The organism is Rhabdaerophilum sp. (assembly GCF_046092605.1).
Lineage (GTDB): Bacteria > Pseudomonadota > Alphaproteobacteria > Rhizobiales > Beijerinckiaceae > Rhabdaerophilum.
Map to the genome: position 1 here is coordinate 1 of NZ_JBJTDY010000157.1, position 21,306 is coordinate 21,306.

The following is a 21,306-nucleotide window of genomic DNA, read 5'->3' on the forward strand; positions in this document are numbered from 1 at the left end:
TGGCATAGCCGGATCGGGCAAGCGCGCCGGGGCGACGACCAAAATGGCCGACCTCGGCACAATCAAAAGCCCGGTTCACGACCACGCCGGGGAATTGCTGATATCAAAATCGGCAACGGTCGAGTTGATAGAACCGTCCAATTAGTCTGATTTTTCAAGGACACGTCGTTCTGGTTTGGGGAGAAAAGGCATCATGAAGCTCATTCATGCCGGGGCTGGATTGCTGGTTCTTCTGGCGGCCACCGCGTTCTGGCTGGCCTTGCAGCTTATCCCCACCGATCTCGGAAACAGCTACCTGGTGGCCGCGTGCATTCTGTTCACGGGCGCTCTGGTCCTCGTTGCGTTGGCGTCGGTCGGCCGCGCGATTGTCCATGAAATCCACGCGTTGCAACTTGCCGTGATGCTGCCGCCGGCGGCACCGGAAGCGGCGATCCCGCCCTTGGTCGTGGCGCCGCCAGCAGCGCCCGAGCGCCCGGTCACCCCCGTTCCCGCCCAGGTTGGGGCTGGTGAGGCGCTTGGTGGGATGATGCGCGCCGACCGGTCTCCGGTATCCGAATCCAGGATCCTCGGAGATCTCGAGCGTGACCTCTTCGCCAAACTGAAATCACCTCCGCTCAAGATTTCCCCGCTGCCGGATGAGCCAGCGCCGGCTCCCGTGATCGAGGGTGAGCCCAGGGCTTCCGGCCTGTCCGGTGCCATGCGGGCGAACAAGGCCGATACCGGCAAAAAGGATGATCCCATCCTTCCGCCCCTTCCGAAGTTGCCCGATTTCGAAGGCGGGCCTCCGACGCCCGGCCTCATCCATGACGAGGATCTCGCACGGCTTTCGGAAGCCAAAGCCGAACTCGCGCCGCTGGAGACGCTCGATATTGTCGGTGCTTATGACAGTGCCGGCACGCGGTTCACCATGTATTCCGACGGCTCTGTGACCGCGAAAGGCGAGGGGGTGGATCGCCGTTTCCGGAGCCTCGATGATCTGCGCGCCTTCATCGATAGCGGCATGAGGGTCTGAGGGAATTCGCGATCGCGGGCCACGTGACGCGGCTCTCTGCGCTTCCGGCGCTTGCGGACCGTCAAGGTCCGCTCCGGTTCTCGGAAGCCCGGCGCTGGCTCCCACGGGCGAATTCCTGGCCCTTGCTTTCCAGCGCCGGGACCGTCCCCGTCACTTCCAGCGCAAAGGCATAGACCCGCGCGACATCATCGAGCTGGCGATAGCGGCCCGAGGCGCCGTCATGCCCAGCGCTCATATTGGTGCGGAACAGGATGGGCCCGCCGCCTGTCATGGTCGCGCGCAACTTCGCCACGAATTTCGCCGGTTCCCAATAGGTGACGCGCGGATCAGTGAGGCCACCGACGATGAACATCGGCGGGTATTCCTTCGCCGCGATGTTGTCGTAGGGCGAATAGGCCCGCATGGCCTCGAAAGCCTTCACATCCTCGATCGGGTTGCCCCATTCCACCCATTCGGGCGGGGTGAGGGGCAAATTTGGATCAAGGATGGTGTTGAGGCTGTCGACGAACGGCACTTCGGCCACGATGCCCGCGAAACGATCGCCCGCCATGTTGGCGATGCCGCCCATCAGCATGCCGCCGGCCGAGACACCATGCGCCACGAGGCGCCTTGGCGCGACATGGCCCTTCTGCACGAGGAAATCCGCTGCCGCGAGGAAATCCCGGAACGAGTTGATCTTCTTCTCGCGCTTGCCCTCGCGATACCAGCGGAAACCCTTCTCCATGCCGCCGCGGATATGCGCGATGGCATAGATGAACCCGCGATCGACGAGGCTCAGCCGGTCGGTCTCGAAATCGGCATCCATCGCATAGCCATAGGCGCCATAGCCGTAGAGCAGGCAGGGCGCGGTGCCGTCGAGCGGCGTCGAGGCCAGACGCAGGATGGTGATCGGCACGGTCTCACCATCCGGGGTCGGCGCAAAGGCGCGTTCGACGGTGTAGCCTGCGGCATCATGGCCCGACGGCACTTCCTGCCGCTTGAGGATCACCTCTTCGCCTGTATCCAGATTGTGGTCGAGCGTCACTTCCGGCTCGGCCGGTGAGGAGAAGGTGAGGCGCACGATCGCGCTATCATATTCCGGGCCGATGGCGCCGGAGATATCGCCGATGACGGCGCGCGGGCGGAACAGCTTCTCGGTGCCGTCGCGCCAGTTCCGCGCATGGATCGCCGGACCATCTTCCCCGAGGGTGGACCAGATGAGCCAGTTCTTCAGCACATTCACCGACTGGATCGCGCGGCCCGGCACCTCATCCACCAGAACCTCGGCCTTCTCGGTGTCCGTCTCGCCGACCGGCAGGGCCAGAATGCGATAATCCTCGGGCTTTCGGCCGTTCTTGTCCGCATGGTTGGTGCGGATGATCAGCCGGCCTTCATGGTGGTCGATCTCGTATTCGATGCCGGCCTCGCGCGGGAAGACGGGAACCGGCACCTCGCGCGGATCATCCAGATCGAGCAGAAGGACTTCGGTGGTTTCATGGTCGTGGATATCGATGAAGGCATAGCGGTCATCCTGCGTGCGATCGAGGCCGACGAACCAGCCGGAATCGGCCTCACGATAGATCTCGGCATCCGCTTCCTGCGGCTCGCCAAGCCGGTGGCGCATCACGCGATAGGGACGCTGGGAGGCATCCAGCTCGATATAGTAGAAGAAGCGCCCGTCACGCCCCCAGACGATATCGCCGGAGGTGCGCTCGAGCCGGTCATGGTCAATGCCCGTGCCGAGTTCGCGCACGCGGATGACATAGCTCTCCGACCCGGTGATATCCGCCGCCCAGGCCATCAGCCTGTGATCGGGCGAGACGGCGACGGCGCCGATATCGAAGTAATCAAGCCCGCGCGCTTCCTTCGGGCCATCGAGCATGATCTGCTCGCGGGCCCCCTTCGCGGGCTTTCGGCAGCAAAGCGTATATTGCGCGCCCTTGCGGTAGCGCTCGTAATAGAGGAACGGTCCGTCACGCCAGGGCGGGGCGCTTTCATCCTCCACCATCCGGCCGCGCATTTCGGCGATCAGTTGCTTCTGCAGCGCTTTCATCGGGCGGAAGCCCGCCGCCGCATAACGGTTCTCGGAGCGGAGGTAGCGCGCGATATCCACAGGAACCTTTCCCGGGTCTTCGATCACCGCCTGCCAGTTCTTCGCGCGCAACCAGGCGTAGTCGTCATGCAGCGTTACGCCATGCACCACGCGGCGCATGGGCTTGCTGGCCGCGCGCGGCGCGCGGTGATGGGCAAGGGCGGCAAATGGGGGCATCGGGTTGTTCATTCCGTTCGGGCGAAAGCGTTCAGCGTGCCGCCCGATGCCGGAAGAGCCTCTCAGCCCTCGTCCTCCAGCGGCTCGAAGCGGAGCGCGTGGCCGTTCATGCAATATCTCAGGCCGGTCGGTCGAGGCCCATCGGGAAAAACATGTCCGAGATGCCCATCACACGAGGCGCAGCGGATTTCCGTTCGGCGCATTCCGAAGGAGCGATCCTCGAGCTCGCGCACGGCATCCGGCCCGATGTTCTGGAAGAAACTCGGCCAGCCGCACCCGGCATCGAATTTCGTGTCGGCCAAGAAGAGCGGGTTCTCGCATGCTGCACAGCGGTAAAGTCCTGGACGTTCTTCATAGAGATGAGGACCTGTGCCAGGACGCTCCGTGCCGTGCTCTCTCAAGACATGATATTGTTCGGGCGTGAGAAGGTTGCGCCATTCGGCATTGGATCGCTGGACCTTCATCAGTATCACCTCGTCTTGGTTCGCCTTGGAGTTGTTCTGGATATGGTGGTAACGCAGCAAACGAGCAAGTGGCCGACGATGCAAAAATGCCATTCTTGCGCCTGAGGTCTGGAATTCGACACAAATTTTTCGATTTCATCACGTGATTCCTCTAAATTTCTCAAGATGAACACCTGTTTTAGTTGCGTGACAGCATTTTCTCACGTATCTGCTGATTTCCAGGGGTATGCGATTCACGATGCGTGTTCGATTTTCGTGACATCCCTCCCCCAATTGTTTGATGTGGCGCCTTGTTTTTCTGCGGTAATGCAAGAAGAACACTCCTGAGGCTGTCGCAGAATGCGCAGGCGGAAAGAGCCGCCGGACAAGAACCGAGGAAGGAAAGAGAGTGATGTTGGACAACAACGAATTGATCGAGCTGGCGGCCGAAATTGTCTCCGCCTATGTCAGCAACAATTCGGTCCCGGCTGCGGATCTGCCCGCGCTGATCAATGAAGTCTACAACGCGCTGACGAAGGTCGGCACTGTTCCGGCAGAAATCGTGGTTGAGCCCGCGAAGCCGGCCGTTTCCCCCAAGAAATCCGTGTTTCCCGACTACATCATCTGTCTCGAAGACGGCAAGAAGTTCAAGTCACTCAAGCGGCATCTGCGCACGCAGTACAACATGTCTCCCGAACAATATCGCGAGAAGTGGGGCCTCGCCGCCGAGTATCCGATGGTCGCACCGAACTATGCTGCGGCCCGTTCGCGTCTGGCAAAGGAAATGGGCCTGGGACAGAAGCGCAAGCGGGGTCGCTGATTGGCTCGCCCCATCCATGAAAAGGCGCCCTCGCGGCGTCTTTTTTTATGTGCCCTCACCGCTGCCCGACGCCCATGCGCGCGGAATCCTGTTCCCGAATGCGTCAAAGGCAGTGCAATAAAATAAGAATATAATCACATTAAAAGACCAAATTACGGGGACTTTCGGAATAAATTCTTTTAAAAATGCGATTTTCCAGTTTACCGATCCTTAGCTTCTTCCTAACTTTCGCCATGAGGTGCGGCGGGCCGTTTCAGTCCCGAGCATCTGGGGCCGGGTTCGGGAGAAGGCGGGATGGTTCGGCAGCAGAAGCAGTACTTTCCGGTGACGGAACCGGTCACTATCACCCTTGCTCGGCGTTCGCGCGGCAGACCTCGAAAGCTGCCGCCGCCACGCCGCTTTTCCGCGATCGAGCTGCAGGCCCGGCTTGGGCCGCGTCTTGCCGAAGCAGTTGCCGCCAACTGGCAGGGCTGCTCGCTGCGGGAGTTGCGCGCCGGAACCCGTTCTGCGGCTCACGTCGCCGAAGCCCGCCAGGTGGGAATGTATCTTGCCCACACGCTGTTTCATCTGTCGATGACCCGGACCGGCGCGGTGTTCGGGCGGGATCGCACCACGGTGCGGCATGCCTGCCAACTGATCGAGGACCAGCGCGATCGCCCCTTGCTCGATGAGCCTCTTCTGATGCTTGAGGCTGCGCTCGCCCGCTGGGCCGCGGATTTTGCCCGCGTGCTGACGGAGGACGAACCATGAGGCCCGCCTCGGAAGCCAAGGCTGGCGCGAAGGGGCGGGACGAGGATCGCCTGCTGGTCCTGCTCGCGGAGCAGGGTGCCCATGCGCGGCGCGATGAGGGGATCGTGCAGGTGGTCGTGTCGCGGAAGGGTGTCCCGCTGGTGCGCGGGCGCTTTCCCATGGCAGCGCTCGCGCCGCTGCTCTCGTCCGGCGCCGTGCGCTGCGACCAGGTGGCGGGATTGCCCCGCTATCAGCTCACGGCCGAAGGGCGCGCCGCCGCCTTTCGCCGCCAATCGGGCGAGGACGCCTTCGGCGACCAGCATCGCCTGCTGGAACAAGGGGCAGGCCCGGAAGGCGTGCCGGTGAAGCGCAACCTCCGGGAAGACCCCCTGGCTCTCCTCGCCCGGCAGCAGATCGGAAGCTTCGCGGTCGATGAAGCGAGCCAGGAGGCCGGCGAGCGCCTGCGCCGCGACATCGAGATGGCCTGCCTGCCGCCGAAGGTGACGATCAACTGGGATCGCCTCGTGGTCGACGGTGGCGGGCCTGGTGCCGGCCTCACGATGACGGAGGCTCAGGCGCAGGCCAGGAAGCGCGTGCAGAAGGCCATGCTCGCGGTCGGGCCGGATTTTTCAGGGCCTCTGATGGATCTTTGCGGCTTCGGGCGCTCGGTCGGCGAGATCGAGCAGGGGCTCGGCCTGCCGGTGCGCTCGGGCAAGGTCGTGCTTTCGCTCGGTCTGCGGTCGCTGGCCCGCCATTATGGCCTCTCGAGCATGGCACAGGGCACGGCCTGCCAGCCCATCCGTCACTGGGGAACGGCTGATTCGCGGCCGGCCTTCCCGAAAACGGCGTGATCAGCCTTTCGCGGCTTCCGCCTTGATGCGCGCGACCATCGAGGCGAGCCCGTTCGCACGCTGCGAAGTGAGGTGATCCTTGAGCCCTATGGCGGCGAAGAAGCCTGCTGCATCGAGCCCTGCGACTTCCGCCAGGGGGCGTCCATCAAACATGGCCAGCACAAGGGCGACGAGGCCCTTCACGATCAGAGCGTCGCTGTCGCCCTTGATCGAGAGAGAGCCATCGGCGTTCCGGCTCATGAGCAGCCAGACCTGGCTCGCGCAGCCGGGAACGCGATTGGCATCGGAATAGGCCTCGTTCGGAAGGGGGGCGAGCCGGCGGCCGAGATCGATCAGGTAGCGATAGCGTTCGTCCCAATCATCGAGGAAATCGAGATCGGTCACGATGCTCCGGAGGCGCGCATTGCCGGGGGGAAGGGTGAAGGTCATGGCTGTGGCGCTTCGCTCCGGGCCCATTGGTTCCAGCCCCGCAGATGGGGCGAGCGGATGCGTCGGGTCAAGCCCCGGCAGGCGTGGAGCGGCGGCGCGGCGGCAGCGGCAGATGCGGGGCGGGCTCGGCTGGCGCGATGGCCTGAAGGCTCGCCGGCGGAGCCGGTCTGACCGGAGCGGGCGAGGGCAGGCTGCCGGCCGATTTCACCACGCTCCCGGCGGCCTCTGCGCAAGTCTTGCGATGGGTGAGGCAGAAATCTAGCGCCTGCTTCGCGAGTCCGGCCTGGGCGGAGGGAGGATCACTTCCAGCCAGCGGGCCGGATTCGGGTGCGAGCCCGTTCCAGTTCCTGCCCCCACCGGAGACGAGAGAGAGCGCCAGCAGGGCCACCACGAGGCGAGTGATCATCATTCTGCTCCTATCCGCCTTCGGAATAACGGAAGGCCTTGAGACAAGCGTTCGGAAATTGATTCAAATTTGATCGATCCTCCGCTTGGGGCGGGAAAGCAGCACCGGAATCGCAAACGCCGAGCGAGTTCGGAAGGTTGTTGTTCACCATAGGAATCGAAAGCCTTGCCTGCTGCCCTCCAGGAGCCTGATTTGGGCCAGCCGGGGCTTCCGGTTTCACGCGCGTTTAAGAAGCGCCGCGCGAGGTTCCGTTCAGCGGGGCGCTCCGGCGTCTCCGGATTCCCTTGCCGGATTGGCCGGCCCGAATTGAAAGGTTCGCCAAAGCCACCATGCGAATCGACTGGACCCAGACGCTGCTTGGGCAGGATGGCCGGATTGCTGCTGCCGCCCTGCGGAGTGAGAATGCTGAATCGCGCGCCTGGTCGACTGCCCTGGCCGGCCGCATGGCGGGCCTTCTCGGCGCGGTGGTCTTCCTCGCCCTCGTGGTCGTTTTGGCACCGCTGCGACCTGAACTGGGCTGGCGCGTGGAAAATCTCGTCGCGCTGTCGGGCCTGCTTGTGCTGCAGGTGGTCGCATTCGCGCTGATGCGGCAGGGCCCCCGCCCGGCCTTGCTGCTGTTCGGCCCGATTTCCGCGGTGCAGATTCTGCTCGTGGCCGGGCTCGGTTCTCCGGTTGCCGCGCTTCTCTGCGCCATCTTGCTGGCGACGGCGGAATTCTTTGGCCTGCGCCTGCTCTTCCAGGGCCATGGCCGGATCGCGCGCATCCTCTTCTCCGCTGGTCTGGGTGCCGCAGCTGCCGGGTTGATCCTCGCATCCGCGCATGGGCCGACGGTGCTGATGATGATCGGCATGGCCGTTCCCACGCTGACCATGCTGGCGCTGGCACCCACCCGTTCGCCGCTGCTCGACGCGCTGGAACCGGCGCCGCGCAGCATTCCGTTCGGCAAGGAGCCCTTCCGCGAGCACAAGGGGTTGGTGCTTTGTGTCGATTCGACCGGTCTACTCGCAAGCGATCTCGAGCGCGCGCGCTTCGGCTGGCTCGCCTCGGCCGTGGAATGGCCTTATCCCTCGATCATTGACGCGGTGCTGGTCATCGACCGTCCGGCCCTTTTGCAGGCTTTGTCCTGCGCCATTCATCAGGGCGAGGCCACCCCGAAGCTCGCCTTGCGGCTGCGCCAGGATTCGAGCCAGGGCGGTGGGCGTTTCGTGGAGCGTGAATTGTCGGTCGCGCCGGCGCCGGGTCTTCCGGGTCTTGCGCTGGTGGCCCTGGGGCAGGAGGTCGGGTCACTCCCGATCGCGCCCGAGGCCGAACCGCGCGCGAGCGCCGATCCGTCGCTGGTGCAGCGTGCGATGCATGATGCCGTCGCGCCGTTCAATGCGAGCCTGGGCTATCTTGAGCTCATCGCCGATCCGAAGCTTGCCCCGCGTGATCTCGCGAGCTATCGCCATTATGCCGAGGAAGCGCGCGGCGCGATGCTCGAGGCGCATCGCAACACGGCGCTGATGGGCCGCTGGCTGAAGCTGCTCGCCGGGCCCGCCGCCCCGGTGCGCGAGCGGGTGGACGTGGTGCGCCTCACGCAGGATGCCCTGCGCTTCATCCTCGCGGCTGAAGGTGGCGAGGGGGCGGCGATCCTGCCGGGTGAACCGGACGAGGCGCCTGCGGAGCTGCCCGGCGATGCCGCGCGTTTTGCGATCGGCGTGATGCTGCGCGGCGCGCTTCAGGATCATCCGGGCGTGGCACTGGAACTGTCCGTCGCCACCATTGGGTCGGATGTGCAGGTGGTCCTGCGCCGTGGCGATGGGGGCTCGCTCGCCGTTGGCCGCGAGGACGTGTTCCAGATGGCGCTGGAACAGGCCGCGATGGGCGCCTGCCGCGCTGTGTTCTCGGCCGATGCGGCGCAGCGCCGCGTGAGCTTCCGGGGCGTGGCCACGGTCGGAAAGACTGCGCGCCGCCGGGAACAGCCGCAGCCGCTCGCATCGGGGAGGCTGGCTTCATGAGTGAACGGGTTTCTTCGGAGCGCAGGATGACACCCCGACGACAGGATGGGCGGATGTCCGTTCCGCCGCGAAAAGGCCGGCGGCGGTCCCTGTTCACACCCATGCGCCTCGCCGCTGCCGCCGCGACGGTCACCGGTCTCGTGATCGTGCTCAATGCCGTGATGTTCCAGACCGAGCGACATCCCGAGCCTTTGTTCCGCCCTGTCGCGAAGACCGATATCTTCTTGCCGCCCCTGCGGCAGGACATGGCCAAGGCGGCGTTCGAGGCCCGCCCGTCGACGGGTGGCAAGCCCGTGCCGGTGGCGCCGCCGAACGCAGCCCCGGTTCCAGCTGCTGCCATCCCCGCGCCGAAGGCCGGGGAAAGGGCAAAGGCCGGCGAGACGACCGAAGCCCTGAATTTGGAGATCCAGCGCGAGCTTGCCAAGCGTGGATTCTTCAAGGGTGAGCCCGACGGCAAGACTGGCCCGCGCATGACGCAGGCGATCCGCGATTTCCAGTTCGCGCAGCGCGTCCCTGTCGATGGGCGGCCCAGCGAGGCGCTCCTGAAGGATATCGTCGCCACCCGGACCACGATGAAGGATGAGCTTCTCGACCTCGTGAAGCGCGCTTCCGGCGATGAAACCTCGCCCCGCACCGTGAAGGATATCCAGCGCGCGCTGAACAAGGCCGGCTATGGCCCACTGACCGAGGATGGCCAGTGGGGGCCGACCACGCGACAGGCGCTGACGCGATTCGAACAGGATAATCGCCTTCCGGCCAAGGGTGAGCCGCGCGGCTCGAACCTGCGCACGCTGGCGCAGGTCACCGGCGTGCCAATCGCGCAGTAATGCGGCTCACAAGCGAGTTCTTTGTTTCGGCCACCATCCGCCGGGCGGAACTCGGCGGTGCCTTCGCGGCTCTGCGCCGACGCGGGAGCGCGCAATCCGGGACGGTCTTCGTGGTGGTCGACCGGCTCGACGGCACCTGCATCCTGTTCGGTCCGGCGCCGCAATCGCTTTACGAGGGTGGGGACAGTGAACGCGCCTTCACCCGCCTCCACAAGGATGAAGCCGTAGCCAGGGATGAGGTGGAAGCGCGCCTCGAGAAGGAAATCCGCTTCGACCCCGACATCTGGATTCTCGAAATCGAGGCCCGGGACGGTCAAGCTTTTCTTGACCGTATCCTGTGAAACGAGGACCGCGCCGCCTCAACCCAGAGTTTTCCTGCTCCGAAACCGGACGATTTTTAGGAGAGGTTTAACACTTCTCACCGAGTTTGGGTTCGACGAGGTGATTCGGAACTGCAACCTGATCCGACTCGCCTGCCAGAAGGAGCATGGGTCATGGGCGAGATCATTCGCTTGCGGCCCCGACAGGAAGTCCGTTCCCGCCCGAAATCCGATGCAGAACTCGGCGGTGAGGGTGGAGGCGGAGCGGAGATACTCCTCTTCCTGGGCGTTCGTTACGAGCGCCATGACGGGCCAGACGCGGTCGCGGCCAAGGGGCACGCGAAACGCGGCAAGAACAGAAAAAGAGCCTGACGCGGCGTTTCGCGGCGGGTCAACACATTTGGACGGAGACCGGCGATGGCAAGTCCTTTCGCTGGCCGTGACAAGTTCCGCGTTTTCAACCACGGCACAATATCGTTTTTCGCCGGGGCCATGTGCCTCGCGCTCTCGGGCTGCTATTCGGCCACGGGGGATTTCGGTCGCCCGCAGCAGGGCGTGTGGGAGAACTCCATCCTTCCCACCATGGGCATCCTGGCCGCGACCGCGCGCGGCGAGCCCGCCTCCTGGTATGCGCTGACGGAAGACGAGAAGGAATTGCGCGCCCGCGCCTGGAACTTCCTGATGCCGGAAACCGATGCTCCGGTTCTGACCCGGATGGAGGATCACTTCGCCTATCATCGCCTTCTGCCGCCGCGCGAAAGTGACATCACGCTTTTCCACCGCACGATCATGGGTGGGCCGCAGCTCGGTGCCGGGGTTGGCTACTCGCCCACCCTGCGGGTTCTCACCGGCGGGCAGAATTTCACCTCACTCACCTCGCGCTACAACCGTGTGCGGGATGTCATCACGGCGGATCACGCGCTGATCCCGTATTTCAAGCTGATTTCCGCGCAGGTCGTGCAGGCTGATCATGTGCGGGCGCGGAGCCTCGGCCATGTGGCCAATCTCACCGAGGTGCAGCACGAGCAGGCGATCAGGCGGATCTGCGAGAATGCGCTGATCATCGCCCGCGTGCATTGGGCGTATCATGATCGTGCGGCGCAATATCGCTATTCCCTCGAGCACCTGCTCGTGGAGGGTCCGGAACGCGAGGCTATCCCGGCCGAGCGGGCCTTGATGGCCTTCGAGGCGGATATCAGCCGTTTCCGGAAGGATACCGTCCTGCCGCCGGTCTGCACCGCGCCGGTCGCCTTGCCCGAACCGCTGGTACCGCGTCCGCTCGTCCGGAAAGGGTAATGCGCTATCCGGGGAGAGCCTCGCTGCCGCATTGCACGGCCCGCAGCACATTCTCGGCATTCGCGCGGCCGGATGGGCGATCCACCAGCACCTTGATGATCGCGATGCCTGTGCGATAGGGGGAAGGCACGCGGATTTCCTCGATCGCCTCACCCGATTCATCGAGCTCGGCGATGCGCCGCAACTGCTCGGGCGTCGCCAGCACGACATCGAGCGCGCCGCCCGTCGCCGCGCGATCCGAGACGGATGTGATGATCCCGCTTTGCTCGCGCGCGAAAACCACCGCGAGGAAGGTTTCCGACAGGCCCGTGCGCACGCGGAACGGGCCGGCCGCGAGATCGAACCGGCAGACACCGATCGCGACATTCGGATCCACGAACCGCAACTGACGCACCCGCTCTTCGGGCATGAGAATGATGCCGTTGCCAGTCACCCAGCGCGAAAGGGTGGAGAACACATCGTCCGTCGTGGTGCGCGGCAGGGCGAAAAGCCCCCCGAGATGCACGAGGCCGGCCACGACCACTGCAATGAAGAGATGCAGCAAGAAGGTCATGCGGCGCATCCCAGCCGCTCGACTCGCGGCAGCTTTGCGCGATCCAGCACGGTGGCTGTTGCGGAAAGCGGCGTTTCATAGAGCCGCAGGGTGAGGATGAACGCGCCGTTGGCGGGAGCGGGAAGCCAGTTGCCGGCAAGCGGGCGCGAGCCGACTTCAATCGCGACGGCTTCACCTGCGAAGCGCAGGATTTCCGCCGAGGTGAAGCTCGAACGGCCGAGGGGGGTATCGAGCAACTGTCCGTCCGGCGTGGCGATCGTGAGGGTCCAGAACCGCGCGGCGGGCAGGGGCCCGCTGACGCGATAGGTGCAGCGGGCGCTAAGCTTCTCTCCCTGATCATCCACGCTGGCGACAAGGCTGAAGCCTTCGCCATTGGCCAGCGGCAATTCGCCGGAAACGAGCATGCGGGCGCGGGCATAGGGGTCGATGTTTTCGCTGCCGATCCGCGCTGCGAAGCTCCAGGCCCCGAGCTGCTGCCGATCGAAGACGACACCATCGCGTGCGACCAGGGCCGTGAGGCCGAGGCCGGCCACAAGCCCGGCGAGCAGCGCGGCGATGAGGCTCAGAAAACGCATCGGACAATCACGAACGGCCTGGCAGGGCCGGGGCTTGCGAAAGCGGGCGATCCGGCTTCTCGGACGGGTCCTCGGCGAGCGCCTCGATTTCCTTCAGCAGGTTGCGACCCGCCGGCGTGAGACGCAGCTTCAGCCCGCCCTCGCCCCTCGCGAGATCGGCCGTGCCCGCAACTTCCAATAGCTTCGGGTCGCGCTGGGGCATCTCGTGTTCGAGGCCGAAGAGCGGCTTCAGCTCGGTTTCGAGATGCGCGAAGGCCATCACGCGGGCAAAGGCCATGGCGGGCAGGGAGCCGCCTGTCATGTTGTTGGTTGGGCTGAAATCGTCATTGCCGAACCAGACCACGGAAGTGAAGGTGCCGGAAAACCCGCCATACCAGGCATTGCGATATTCATCCGTGGTGCCGGTCTTCCCGCCGGTCGGAACGCCGGGCAGGAAGGCGCGGCGGCCCGTGCCCTCGGTCGGCACTTTGTACATCATGTAGACGAGATCCTTCGCGGCCTGCGGCGGCATGACCTGATCATGGCGGATTTCCGGCGGCTCAGGCCGGTAGATGACCTGTCCCTGCGCGTTCAGCACCTCGCGTGCCGCGTAGGGCTTCGAAAGCTTCCCGCCATTCGCGAAGGTGTTGAAGCCCGCGACCATGTCGATGACTGTCGCCTCGGAGGAACCGATGGGCAGGGAGGTCATGTCACGCAGGTCATTCTGGAATCCGACGGCCTTGGTGAAGGCGATGATCTTCTCGCGCCCCAGCTTGTTGTTCCCCTTGCCGATGGCTGTGGTGAGCTGCACCGGAATCGTGTTGATCGACTTCGCGAAGGCCACCGTGGCGCTCATCGAGCCGGCATAGGAGCGGCCATAATTGGCGGGGCACCAGTTGCCAACGCAGGTGGGACGATCGGTCACGATGGTGTCTGGCTTCACGACACCTTCGGCGAGCGCTGCCGCATACACGAAGGTCTTGAAGGAGGAGCCTGTCTGCCGCATTGCCTGCGTCGCGCGGTTGAACTGGCTCTGGCCGTAATCTCGGCCACCGATCATCGCGCGCAAGCCGCCATCATGGTCGAGCACGACCATCGCGGCCTGCGAGACGCCGTATTTCGGGCCCTGCTCGCGCAGGATCGCCTCCAGAGAGCGCTCGGCATGGCGCTGGAGATTACGGTCGATCGGGGTGCGCACGGTCAGCACGCGCTCGTTGCCGAGCTTGCCGGCGGCCGCAAGCTGCCTGATCTGTTCGAAGGCGAAATCGAGCGCGTAATCCGCAACCGTATCGGTGTTGCGCTCGATGGGAGTCGCGGGGTTGCGAAGTGCGGCCGCGACCTGACCCGGCGTAAGGAACTTCGCCTCCACCATGTTCGAAAGCACATCCGCCGCGCGTGCGCGGGCGGCCGGCAGGTTCACGGTGGGCGAAAAGCGCGAGGGCGCCTTGAAGAGGCCGGCGATCATCGCCGCCTCGGCGAGGGTAATGTCACGCACATTCTTGCCGAAGTAATGCTCGGCCGCGGATTGCACGCCGAAGACGCCGTTTCCGAGATAGGCGCGGTCGAGATAAAGCCGCAGGATCTCGTTCTTCGGCAGGCGCGCTTCCAGCCAGAAGGACAGGAAGGCTTCCTTGATCTTGCGATCGAGCGTGCGCTCGTTGTTGAGGAAGAGATTCTTCGCAAGCTGCTGCGTGATGGTCGAGCCGCCCTGCACCACGCCGCCGGCGCGCGCATTCGACATCATGGCGCGGAAGAGACCGCCGATATCGATGCCGAAATGCTCGTAGAAGCGGCGATCCTCCGTGCCGAGGGCCGCCTTCACGAGGTGCTCCGGCAATTGCTCGACCGTGACGGATTCAAGATGAAGGATGCCGCGCTTGCCCAGGACCTGTCCGCCGCTATCGAGGAAGGTGACGGCGAGATCGGTCTGCTTCAGCCAATTCTCCTCGTTCACGGCTCGGAAGGCCGGCTTCGCCAGGGCCGTGAGCAGAACCGCGCCGATCGTCGCATAGGTCAGCGCCTCGCAGGCGACCGTCACCATCACGCGGCCGAAAGGGGAGGGTTCCAGGCGATCAGATGCGTGGCGGATACGCCAAAGCGCTTCGCCAAGGCGACGACCCATCTGAAAAAGGCCGTGTTCCAGCGCCGCGTCCCAATCACGAAGACGACGCCGGAATCGCTCGGACCAGGTGACGCGGTGAAAATCCATGCGCCCGAAATCGCGTTGAGAGCGGCTATCTTCTAGCCCCTTCGTGGCCTGAAAGCCAGTGGCGGCAATTGACCGGCCCAAGTCATCTGGCGCAGGAGGGTAGAATGAGCGATCCGCCAAGGCCCTTCTGGCAAACCAAATCCCTCGCCGAGATGAGCGAGGCGGAATGGGAAAGCCTGTGCGATGGCTGCGGGCGCTGCTGCCTTGTCAAGCTCGATGACGAGGATACGGGGCGCATCCATTTCACGGATGTCGGCTGCCGGTTGCTCGATGGCGAAAGCTGCCGCTGCCGCGATTATCCCAACCGTTCATCCGTGGTGCCGGATTGCGTGACATTGCGGCCGGAGAGCATCGCCGATCTTCACTGGATGCCTCCAACCTGCGCCTATCGTCTGCTCGCGGATGGGCAGGATCTGCCGGCGTGGCACCCGCTGGTTTCGGGCCGCCCGGAAAGCGTGGTCGAGGCCGGCATCAGCGTGAAGGGCCGTCTCTCGGGCCACGAGGAGAACTTTTCCGTCCCCGAACTGGTCGAACGCATCCGCGCCTGGCCCGGGCGCTGGCCCAAGGACGCGCGGCCGGCCCGGAAGGCGAAGGCAGACAGCAATCCCCGCAGTTAAGGTTAATATTCCTAGTATAGGAATTTAGTCATTGACACCGTCACGCTGATCGGGCATCCTCTCTTCACGCTCCCGAATTGTGACCAGGACGCCCGAGGCGTTTCAGCAGCGGGGGCTTCTCAGAGACCTTTTCATGATTGTCCTCCGGCCCGTTGCCGCGACGGGGCGGCATTTCGCGTTCTGCACGGAAATCATCCGGGCGGATGGTGCGCCGTGCTTCGCCCCTGATGCCGAACAGGACGGCGCTGTTCCTTGTGGGGGAAACCGAATGAACTCCAATGGATCCCATGCACCATCCACCGCATCGCGCGGCAAGCGGCCTGGCCATGCCCGGCGACGGCGCATCGTCTCCCGCCTCTGGCAGACGGCGGAGAAGCAGGTGGATGAGGTGGAAAATCGCCTCGCCGCCCTGCGCGACGATCCGCAGGCCATGGAGCGCGAAGCCAAGACGCTCGCGATCATTGCACGCACGGTGCGCGATCTCGTGGCCATCGACGACGAGGCCGGGGTTTCCCGCTTGGCGGAGGATCGGAATGAAAGCGACAACGCCGCGCCGGCCCGCGCCCTTGCCGAGTTCCGTCGCGAACTTGCGGAGCGCCTTGAGCAGCTGCGTCACGAGCGGGCAGGGCCCGGCGCTCCTTGAGGGCCTTTCGCCGGCCGCCCTGCGCGCCTTCGCGACCGACTGGACGCTCTTCGCCCGCGAGGACCAGTTGCCGCCGGCGCGAGCACGAGATGGCGGAGCCTGGACGACCTGGCTGATCCTGGGTGGGCGGGGCGCAGGCAAGACCCGGACAGGCGCGGAATGGGTGAGGGGCCTCGCCCTGGGGTTGCCGCCCTTCAGCGCGAAGCCCGTGGGGCGGATCGCCATCGTGGCCGAGACGCAGAATGACCTGCGCGAGGTGATGGTCGAGGGTGTTTCCGGCCTGCGCGCGGTGCATCCGCCGGATGAACGCCCCGTCTGGAACACCAGCCGGAGGCGGCTTGAATGGCCGAACGGGGCCGTTGCCCAAGGTTTTTCGGCGGAAGATCCCGAATCCCTGCGCGGGCCTCAGTTCGAGGCCGCGTGGTGCGATGAACTGGCGAAATGGCGCTATGCCGAAGCGGCCTTCGACATGCTGCAATTCGGCTTGCGCCTCGGGGATCAGCCGCGGCAGATCGTCACGACAACGCCACGGCCGACACCCCTGCTGAAGCGGCTCGCCAATGACCCGCATGCGGCGGTGACGCGCGCTTCCACCCGGGCCAACGCGGCCAATCTCGCCCCGGCCTTCCTGGCGCAGGTGGTCGATCGTTATGCCGGCACGGCTCTGGGCCGGCAGGAACTCGAGGGGCTCTTCGTCGAGGAGAACCCCGATGCGCTGTTCCGGCGCGAAACGATTGAACGCGGCCGGGTGGCCGAAGCGCCCGATCTCGAGCGGATCGTGGTGGCGGTTGACCCTCCTGCCGGCGGAAAGCGCGGCGGACGCAGCGGCATCGTGGTGGCGGGGCGGGCCGCTGATGGCGCGATCTATGTGCTGGAAGATGCTTCGCTGGAGGCAGCCAAGCCCGAGGCGTGGGCGGCGCGGGCCATCGCGGCCTTCCGCACGCATGAAGCGGACCAGCTTCTGGCCGAGATCAACCAGGGCGGCGACATGGTGGCCAGCGTGATTGCGGCCCTCGACGATGGCGTGCCGGTGACGACGGTGCGCGCGACACGCGGCAAGCGCCTGCGCGCCGAGCCCGTCGCCGCCTTCTATGCGCAGGGAAGGGTGCACCATGTGGGGGCCTTCCCGGCGCTTGAAGACGAAATGACGGCCTTCGGGCCTGATGGCCTTGCGGATGGACGATCGCCGGACCGGCTCGACGCGCTGGTCTGGGCGGTCACCGCGCTTGTTTCACAGAATGATGGTGCCGCCCCGCGCGTGCGCCGCCTGAGCTGACTTTCTCGCCCCGGAGGCTTTCATGACATCGATCCTCTCCCGTCTCCTCGGCCGGCAGCCGGGGCCGGAGATGCGTGCGCCCGAACGCAAGCAGGGCTTGCCCATGCTGGCTTTCCACCATCCCGGTCGCGGGCTGTTCGGCGAGGCGAGCGGCGTGGCGCTGGTGCGCGCGGGGTTCCATCGCAACCCGGTGGTGCATCGCTGCGTCCGGCTGATCGCCGAATCGGCGGCCAATGTGCCGCTCGCGCTCACGGTTGATGGCGCGGAGGTGACGGATCACCCGCTCGAAAAGCTGCTGGACCGGCCGAATCCGCGTGAGAGCGGAATTTCGCTGCTCGATGGCGTCTTCACGCATCTCCTTCTCTTCGGGAATGCCTATCTGCATCTCTTGACCGATGGCGAGACGGCCCCGCTCGAGATCCATGCCCTGCGGCCGGATCGGGTGCGGGTGGTGGCGGGGCCGGATGGCTGGCCACGGGGCCATGAATACAGCCTCGGCGCGGCCCGCTCGCTGATCGCGATCGAGCCGGAAGGCTTGCAGCCGATCCTGCATCTCAGGCTTGCCGATCCGCTCGATGACCACCAGGGCTACGCGCCGCTCTGCGCGGCACAGGTGCCGCTGGAAATGCACGAGGCGGCAAGCCGCTGGAACAAGGCTCTGCTGGATAACTCCGCCCGGCCCTCCGGTGCGCTGGTCTATGCCTCGCCGGAGAACCTCACCGATCTGCAGTTCGATCGCCTCAAGGCCGAGCTGGAACAGGCCTTCTCGGGCCAGAGCAATGCGGGCCGGCCGATCCTGCTGGAAGGCGGGCTCGACTGGAAGCCTTTGGCGCTGACGCCCAAGGACATGGATTTCCAGGAAGCGCGGAATGGCGCCGCGCGGGAAATCGCGCTGGCTTTCGGAGTGCCGCCCCTGCTGCTGGGATTGCCCGGCGACAACACCTATTCGAACTATGCCGAGGCCAATCGCGCCTTCTGGCGGCAGACCATTGTGCCGCTGGTCCGGCGGGTATCGGGGGCCATGGCGCAATGGCTTCAGCCAGCCTATGCGGGACGCATCACCCTCCTGCCCGATCTCGACCAGATCGAGGCGATTGCCGAGGATCGCAGCGCGCTCTGGAAGCGCGTGGCCGAAGCCAGCTTCCTGACCGACCAGGAAAAGCGCAACGCCCTCGGCTACGGTGCCAAGGCCAAACCGCGTCCGCCACGCCCATGAGCGCGGTGACGGAAAGCATCCTCGCACGCGGCGATCTCGCTCATCTCGTCCTGTTCCTCTGGGCGGGGGCGAGCTCGGGTGCCTGCATTCACCTGCTCAAGGAAAACGCGGCGGCCAATCGCCGATTCGATGCCTTCGTGCGCGAGATCGCGCGGTTCAACCGACGCCAGGGAACCGGATCATCCGGGGGATAACCAGCCATGTGGCGATTCACACGACCGACCCTGTCGCGACGGGCCCGACGGTCGGCAGGGCCTTCTCTTGCGAATGGTATCGAGCCGGCGCGGCTCTTCAGGCGCTTTTTCGAGCTCATTGAGCGGCTGGAGCGCCCGGAGCCGCGGTTCGAGACGAAATCCGAGCCCCAGCGGAAGCTGCGCATCACGCGGCTCGACGACGATGCTGCGAGAAAGCCCTGAACCAGGCAACAGACCAAAGGAATAGCCCATGCCGAACGCCTTGCATTTCGGTCGGTCCGCCTCCCTGCCGGCCGGGAGAAGCACCCGCGCGCCCGTTCAGAAGAGCCGGGGCGCGGGTGCCGCCCCGCGCATTGACGCGCAGGGCTATTTCGACGGCTATGCATCGCTCTTCGGCGTGGCCGATCTCGGACGCGACGTGGTGATGCCAGGTGCCTTCCGGGCGAGCCTTGCGCAGCGCACGGCCATCGGCGTGAAGCAGCTCTGGCAGCATGATCCCCGAAATCCGGTCGGGGAATGGCTGGAAATCGCCGAGGATCAGCGTGGCCTGCGGGTGCTGGGTCGGCTCGACCTCGAACTCCCCAAGGCGCGCGAGTTGCACCGCCTCATCACCCGCGGAAGCGTGGACGGGCTTTCCATCGGCTTCAAGGCCGAGAGTGAGAAGCGCGACCTGGAGACCGGGCTGAGGCGGCTCGAGAAGCTCGATCTTTGGGAGATTTCCATCGTTACCTTCCCCCTGTTGCCGCAGGCGCGCATCGCCCCGCGTGGCGATGGCAGGGGCCCATTGGGCAGCGGCGCACATGCCGCCGCCTTTTCCCGGCGCCGGATGGCGCAATTCTGAACCACGAGGATCACCATGACCCATCTGCGTCACCCGGAAGCCGCGGCTCCGGAAACGAAAGCGCTTTCGCAAGCCGAGGAGTTCGACAATCTGAACCGCCTCGTCGGTGAGTATCGCAGCGAGAATGATGACCGCCGCGCGGCGGCAGACCCGCTTCAGGCGGAGAAGCTCGCCCGCATGGACCGCGCGATCGACCTGTGCATGGACCGGATCCGGACGCTGGAGACCAAGGGGCGTCGCCCGGCCCTGGGCTTCGGCGAGGAGGGTGTTTCGCTCGCGGCCCTCGAGCACAAGGGCGCCTTCGAAAGCTATCTGCGCTCCGGCGAGACGCAGGCGTTGCAGCGCCTCGAAATCAAGTCGACCACCTCGATGACCGCACCGGATGGAGGCTACCTTCTCCCCATGCTCACGGAGGAGAGCGTGCTTGCGCGGATCGCCGGGCTCTCGCCGATCCGGTCGATCGCGAGCGTGCAGGCCGTTTCAGGCTCCGGCCTGCGCAAGGCGGTGACGCCGACCGGCGCGCAATCGGGCTGGACGGGGGATGCCGCCCCGGGCAATGCCGTGCAGGCCAGCGCTTTCGTGGCGCTCGATTTCCCCACGGGCGAGCTCTTCACCCAGCCGGCCGCGACCCAGGCCATGCTCGATGACGTGGCCGTGGATATCGACGGGTGGATCTCCAGCGAGATCGTCCGCGCCTTCGCGGCGGCCGAGACCACGGCCTTCGTGAACGGCAACGGCACAAACAAGCCGAAGGGCTTCCTCACCTACCCCACCTTGGCGCAGGCCAGCTGGAGTTGGAACAATCTCGGCTTTGTCACAACCGGTGCGGCGGGTGCCTTTGCGGCTTCCAACCCCTCCGACAGCCTTGTCGACCTCGCGCATGCGCTGAAAGCGGTCTATCGCCAGAATGGCACCTTCGTGATGAACCGGAAGACGCAGGGCGCCATCCGAAAGCTGAAGGACACGACCGGCAATTTCATCTGGCAGCCGCCCAGCATGGCCGGCGCGCGTTCGACGCTGCTCAATTTCCCCGTGGTGGAAGCCGAGGACATGCCGGATATTGCCGCGAACAGCCTCTCGGTCGCCTTCGGTGATTTCCAGCGCGGCTATGTGGTGGTGGATCGCATCGGCATCCGCACGATGCGCGATCCGTTCTCCACCAAGCCCTTCGTGATCTTCTACACAACGAAGCGCGTGGGCGGCGGCGTGCAGGATTTCGATGCGATCAAGCTGCTGCGCTTCTCGGTGTGACAGCGTCATCAGCGGGTCGGGCGGGGCCGAGCCTCGCCCGACCAGCGCGCGAGATTCTGCTCGATCCATCCCGCCTGCGGCGCCAGGCGCACCGCCTGGCCGATCGTGCCGCAGGAGCGGGCATCGCCGAAGCTCTCGCGGCCATAGACCACGCCGACGATGACCTTGCCGCCGAACCCGGTAGCGAGAACCGGGCCGCCGGAATCACCGGTGCAGATCGCGAAATCGGACAGATCCGCGCTTGGTGACGTGCCGATGCGCAGGAAGCGCGGGAAAAGCCGGGGAAGAACGCCCACGGTGGCGCTGCGAAGCGTGCCCGCGCTGGCCTCGTCGCTCTCGCGCTGATCCGGCTCGAATCTCCTCTGCCCGCGCGCTTCGCGCCGCTGCCTTTCGACCGCGGCGAGGTGGAGCATCGCGTCGGCGCGACATTCCTCATCGCGGCCGATCACGGTTCCCGTGCAGGCACCATGCCGGGTGCCTTCACGCGAAAGCACCATGAGGACATGCGGCTGCAAGCCCGGATCGGGTTGCGACTGCGCTCCACCCAGCGCGAAAGCCGGCAAGGCCAGGATCA

The 21,306-nt window shown here is 65.3% G+C and carries 23 protein-coding genes and 1 pseudogene; 16 read left to right on the forward strand and 8 right to left on the reverse strand.

Translation table 11 applies throughout. The features are described from left to right. Positions 1-193: 193 nt before the first annotated feature. Positions 194-1,012, forward strand: coding sequence for a hypothetical protein (locus ACKODO_RS12080; RefSeq protein WP_408983685.1), 819 nt, complete (start codon positions 194-196; stop codon positions 1,010-1,012). A gap of 61 nt (positions 1,013-1,073) precedes the next feature. Here ACKODO_RS12080 and ACKODO_RS12085 read toward each other — a convergent pair whose 3' ends face one another. Together ACKODO_RS12085 and msrB are read right to left on the reverse strand one after the other, a co-directional pair. Then, positions 1,074-3,260: a S9 family peptidase gene (locus ACKODO_RS12085; protein WP_408983686.1), complete on the reverse strand. Its 2,187-nt coding sequence runs from the start codon at positions 3,258-3,260 to the stop codon at positions 1,074-1,076. 62 nt (positions 3,261-3,322) lie between these two features. Continuing rightward, positions 3,323-3,724, reverse strand: coding sequence for a peptide-methionine (R)-S-oxide reductase MsrB (gene msrB / locus ACKODO_RS12090; RefSeq protein ID WP_408983687.1), 402 nt, complete (start codon positions 3,722-3,724; stop codon positions 3,323-3,325). A 391-nt stretch (positions 3,725-4,115) separates the two neighbouring features. Here msrB and ACKODO_RS12095 point away from each other — a divergent pair, with 391 nt between their 5' ends. The 3 genes from ACKODO_RS12095 to ACKODO_RS12105 all read left to right on the forward strand — a co-directional run bounded on the left by ACKODO_RS12095 (position 4,116) and on the right by ACKODO_RS12105 (position 6,103). Next, entirely contained in the window at positions 4,116-4,523 is a 408-nt protein-coding gene (locus ACKODO_RS12095) for a MucR family transcriptional regulator (protein ID WP_408983688.1), read from the forward strand. Between the two features lie 294 nt (positions 4,524-4,817). Further along, positions 4,818-5,273 carry a helix-turn-helix domain-containing protein gene (locus tag ACKODO_RS12100; protein WP_408983689.1) on the forward strand — a complete coding sequence of 152 codons (456 nt, stop codon included), beginning with the start codon at positions 4,818-4,820 and terminating at the stop codon, positions 5,271-5,273. Then, a complete protein-coding gene (locus ACKODO_RS12105) occupies positions 5,270-6,103 on the forward strand; it encodes a DUF6456 domain-containing protein (RefSeq protein ID WP_408983690.1) in 834 nt (277 codons plus the stop codon). Before ACKODO_RS12100 ends, ACKODO_RS12105 begins: the two co-directional genes overlap by 4 nt. Here ACKODO_RS12105 and ACKODO_RS12110 read toward each other — a convergent pair whose 3' ends face one another. Further along, positions 6,104-6,532: a SufE family protein gene (locus ACKODO_RS12110; RefSeq protein ID WP_408983691.1), complete on the reverse strand. Its 429-nt coding sequence runs from the start codon at positions 6,530-6,532 to the stop codon at positions 6,104-6,106. A 67-nt stretch (positions 6,533-6,599) separates the two neighbouring features. Further along, entirely contained in the window at positions 6,600-6,938 is a 339-nt protein-coding gene (locus ACKODO_RS12115) for a hypothetical protein (protein WP_408983692.1), read from the reverse strand. Positions 6,939-7,267: 329 nt separating this feature from the next. On the opposite strand from ACKODO_RS12115, the gene ACKODO_RS12120 reads away from it, so the two are divergent. The 5 genes from ACKODO_RS12120 to ACKODO_RS12140 all read left to right on the forward strand — a co-directional run bounded on the left by ACKODO_RS12120 (position 7,268) and on the right by ACKODO_RS12140 (position 11,378). After that, positions 7,268-8,935 (forward strand): hypothetical protein, encoded by a 1,668-nt coding sequence (locus tag ACKODO_RS12120; protein WP_408983693.1) that lies wholly within the window; start codon positions 7,268-7,270, stop codon positions 8,933-8,935. A 53-nt stretch (positions 8,936-8,988) separates the two neighbouring features. Next, complete coding sequence (locus ACKODO_RS12125) at positions 8,989-9,762, forward strand: peptidoglycan-binding protein (RefSeq protein WP_408983694.1); 774 nt, start codon at positions 8,989-8,991, stop codon at positions 9,760-9,762. Further along, positions 9,762-10,103, forward strand: a complete 342-nt coding sequence (locus tag ACKODO_RS12130; protein ID WP_408983695.1) for a DUF1491 family protein — start codon at positions 9,762-9,764, stop codon at positions 10,101-10,103. Before ACKODO_RS12125 ends, ACKODO_RS12130 begins: the two co-directional genes overlap by 1 nt. Positions 10,104-10,256: 153 nt before the next feature. After that, on the forward strand, positions 10,257-10,454 hold the full coding sequence (locus ACKODO_RS12135) for a hypothetical protein (protein ID WP_408983696.1): 198 nt from the start codon (positions 10,257-10,259) through the stop codon (positions 10,452-10,454). 45 nt (positions 10,455-10,499) lie between these two features. Then, positions 10,500-11,378 carry a hypothetical protein gene (locus tag ACKODO_RS12140; RefSeq protein WP_408983697.1) on the forward strand — a complete coding sequence of 293 codons (879 nt, stop codon included), beginning with the start codon at positions 10,500-10,502 and terminating at the stop codon, positions 11,376-11,378. Positions 11,379-11,382: 4 nt separating this feature from the next. Here ACKODO_RS12140 and ACKODO_RS12145 read toward each other — a convergent pair whose 3' ends face one another. From ACKODO_RS12145 to ACKODO_RS12155, 3 genes are read right to left on the reverse strand one after another with little or no spacing between them, the layout of a single operon-like run. Continuing rightward, positions 11,383-11,931: a hypothetical protein gene (locus tag ACKODO_RS12145; protein WP_408983698.1), complete on the reverse strand. Its 549-nt coding sequence runs from the start codon at positions 11,929-11,931 to the stop codon at positions 11,383-11,385. Beyond that, positions 11,928-12,506: a DUF1214 domain-containing protein gene (locus ACKODO_RS12150; protein WP_408983699.1), complete on the reverse strand. Its 579-nt coding sequence runs from the start codon at positions 12,504-12,506 to the stop codon at positions 11,928-11,930. Before ACKODO_RS12150 ends, ACKODO_RS12145 begins: the two co-directional genes overlap by 4 nt. Before the next feature lie 7 nt (positions 12,507-12,513). Then, entirely contained in the window at positions 12,514-14,694 is a 2,181-nt protein-coding gene (locus ACKODO_RS12155) for a transglycosylase domain-containing protein (RefSeq protein ID WP_408983700.1), read from the reverse strand. Between the two features lie 104 nt (positions 14,695-14,798). On the opposite strand from ACKODO_RS12155, the gene ACKODO_RS12160 reads away from it, so the two are divergent. The 7 genes from ACKODO_RS12160 to ACKODO_RS12190 all read left to right on the forward strand — a co-directional run bounded on the left by ACKODO_RS12160 (position 14,799) and on the right by ACKODO_RS12190 (position 20,732). Further along, positions 14,799-15,311, forward strand: a complete 513-nt coding sequence (locus ACKODO_RS12160) for a YcgN family cysteine cluster protein (protein ID WP_408983701.1) — start codon at positions 14,799-14,801, stop codon at positions 15,309-15,311. A 268-nt stretch (positions 15,312-15,579) separates the two neighbouring features. Beyond that, positions 15,580-15,954 carry a hypothetical protein gene (locus ACKODO_RS12165; RefSeq protein ID WP_408983702.1) on the forward strand — a complete coding sequence of 125 codons (375 nt, stop codon included), beginning with the start codon at positions 15,580-15,582 and terminating at the stop codon, positions 15,952-15,954. Continuing rightward, on the forward strand, positions 15,911-17,230 hold the full coding sequence (locus ACKODO_RS12170) for a DNA-packaging protein (protein WP_408983703.1): 1,320 nt from the start codon (positions 15,911-15,913) through the stop codon (positions 17,228-17,230). The genes ACKODO_RS12165 and ACKODO_RS12170 overlap by 44 nt, the downstream gene beginning before the upstream one ends. A 22-nt stretch (positions 17,231-17,252) precedes the next feature. After that, positions 17,253-18,446: a phage portal protein gene (locus ACKODO_RS12175; RefSeq protein WP_408983704.1), complete on the forward strand. Its 1,194-nt coding sequence runs from the start codon at positions 17,253-17,255 to the stop codon at positions 18,444-18,446. After that, entirely contained in the window at positions 18,443-18,640 is a 198-nt protein-coding gene (locus tag ACKODO_RS12180; RefSeq protein WP_408983705.1) for a hypothetical protein, read from the forward strand. Before ACKODO_RS12175 ends, ACKODO_RS12180 begins: the two co-directional genes overlap by 4 nt. A 250-nt stretch (positions 18,641-18,890) precedes the next feature. Continuing rightward, entirely contained in the window at positions 18,891-19,481 is a 591-nt protein-coding gene (locus tag ACKODO_RS12185) for an HK97 family phage prohead protease (RefSeq protein WP_408983706.1), read from the forward strand. Between the two features lie 15 nt (positions 19,482-19,496). After that, positions 19,497-20,732, forward strand: a complete 1,236-nt coding sequence (locus ACKODO_RS12190) for a phage major capsid protein (RefSeq protein ID WP_408983707.1) — start codon at positions 19,497-19,499, stop codon at positions 20,730-20,732. A gap of 8 nt (positions 20,733-20,740) precedes the next feature. Here the strand turns inward: ACKODO_RS12190 and ACKODO_RS12195 are convergent. Continuing rightward, positions 20,741-21,306: pseudogene (locus ACKODO_RS12195) on the reverse strand (hypothetical protein); the annotation flags it as partial.

Excerpts from the sequence above, each read along its gene's own strand:
- ACKODO_RS12080 (WP_408983685.1), top strand. The coding sequence starts at position 194 with ATGAAGCTCATTCATGCCGGGGCTGGATTGCTGGTTCTTCTGGCGGCC.
- ACKODO_RS12085 (WP_408983686.1), bottom strand. The coding sequence starts at position 3,260 with ATGCCCCCATTTGCCGCCCTTGCCCATCACCGCGCGCCGCGCGCGGCC.
- msrB (WP_408983687.1), bottom strand. The coding sequence starts at position 3,724 with ATGAAGGTCCAGCGATCCAATGCCGAATGGCGCAACCTTCTCACGCCC.
- ACKODO_RS12095 (WP_408983688.1), top strand. The coding sequence starts at position 4,116 with ATGTTGGACAACAACGAATTGATCGAGCTGGCGGCCGAAATTGTCTCC.
- ACKODO_RS12100 (WP_408983689.1), top strand. The coding sequence starts at position 4,818 with ATGGTTCGGCAGCAGAAGCAGTACTTTCCGGTGACGGAACCGGTCACT.
- ACKODO_RS12105 (WP_408983690.1), top strand. The coding sequence starts at position 5,270 with ATGAGGCCCGCCTCGGAAGCCAAGGCTGGCGCGAAGGGGCGGGACGAG.
- ACKODO_RS12110 (WP_408983691.1), bottom strand. The coding sequence starts at position 6,532 with ATGACCTTCACCCTTCCCCCCGGCAATGCGCGCCTCCGGAGCATCGTG.
- ACKODO_RS12115 (WP_408983692.1), bottom strand. The coding sequence starts at position 6,938 with ATGATCACTCGCCTCGTGGTGGCCCTGCTGGCGCTCTCTCTCGTCTCC.
- ACKODO_RS12120 (WP_408983693.1), top strand. The coding sequence starts at position 7,268 with ATGCGAATCGACTGGACCCAGACGCTGCTTGGGCAGGATGGCCGGATT.
- ACKODO_RS12125 (WP_408983694.1), top strand. The coding sequence starts at position 8,989 with ATGTCCGTTCCGCCGCGAAAAGGCCGGCGGCGGTCCCTGTTCACACCC.
- ACKODO_RS12130 (WP_408983695.1), top strand. The coding sequence starts at position 9,762 with ATGCGGCTCACAAGCGAGTTCTTTGTTTCGGCCACCATCCGCCGGGCG.
- ACKODO_RS12135 (WP_408983696.1), top strand. The coding sequence starts at position 10,257 with ATGGGCGAGATCATTCGCTTGCGGCCCCGACAGGAAGTCCGTTCCCGC.
- ACKODO_RS12140 (WP_408983697.1), top strand. The coding sequence starts at position 10,500 with ATGGCAAGTCCTTTCGCTGGCCGTGACAAGTTCCGCGTTTTCAACCAC.
- ACKODO_RS12145 (WP_408983698.1), bottom strand. The coding sequence starts at position 11,931 with ATGACCTTCTTGCTGCATCTCTTCATTGCAGTGGTCGTGGCCGGCCTC.
- ACKODO_RS12150 (WP_408983699.1), bottom strand. The coding sequence starts at position 12,506 with ATGCGTTTTCTGAGCCTCATCGCCGCGCTGCTCGCCGGGCTTGTGGCC.
- ACKODO_RS12155 (WP_408983700.1), bottom strand. The coding sequence starts at position 14,694 with ATGGATTTTCACCGCGTCACCTGGTCCGAGCGATTCCGGCGTCGTCTT.
- ACKODO_RS12160 (WP_408983701.1), top strand. The coding sequence starts at position 14,799 with ATGAGCGATCCGCCAAGGCCCTTCTGGCAAACCAAATCCCTCGCCGAG.
- ACKODO_RS12165 (WP_408983702.1), top strand. The coding sequence starts at position 15,580 with ATGAACTCCAATGGATCCCATGCACCATCCACCGCATCGCGCGGCAAG.
- ACKODO_RS12175 (WP_408983704.1), top strand. The coding sequence starts at position 17,253 with ATGACATCGATCCTCTCCCGTCTCCTCGGCCGGCAGCCGGGGCCGGAG.
- ACKODO_RS12180 (WP_408983705.1), top strand. The coding sequence starts at position 18,443 with ATGAGCGCGGTGACGGAAAGCATCCTCGCACGCGGCGATCTCGCTCAT.
- ACKODO_RS12185 (WP_408983706.1), top strand. The coding sequence starts at position 18,891 with ATGCCGAACGCCTTGCATTTCGGTCGGTCCGCCTCCCTGCCGGCCGGG.
- ACKODO_RS12190 (WP_408983707.1), top strand. The coding sequence starts at position 19,497 with ATGACCCATCTGCGTCACCCGGAAGCCGCGGCTCCGGAAACGAAAGCG.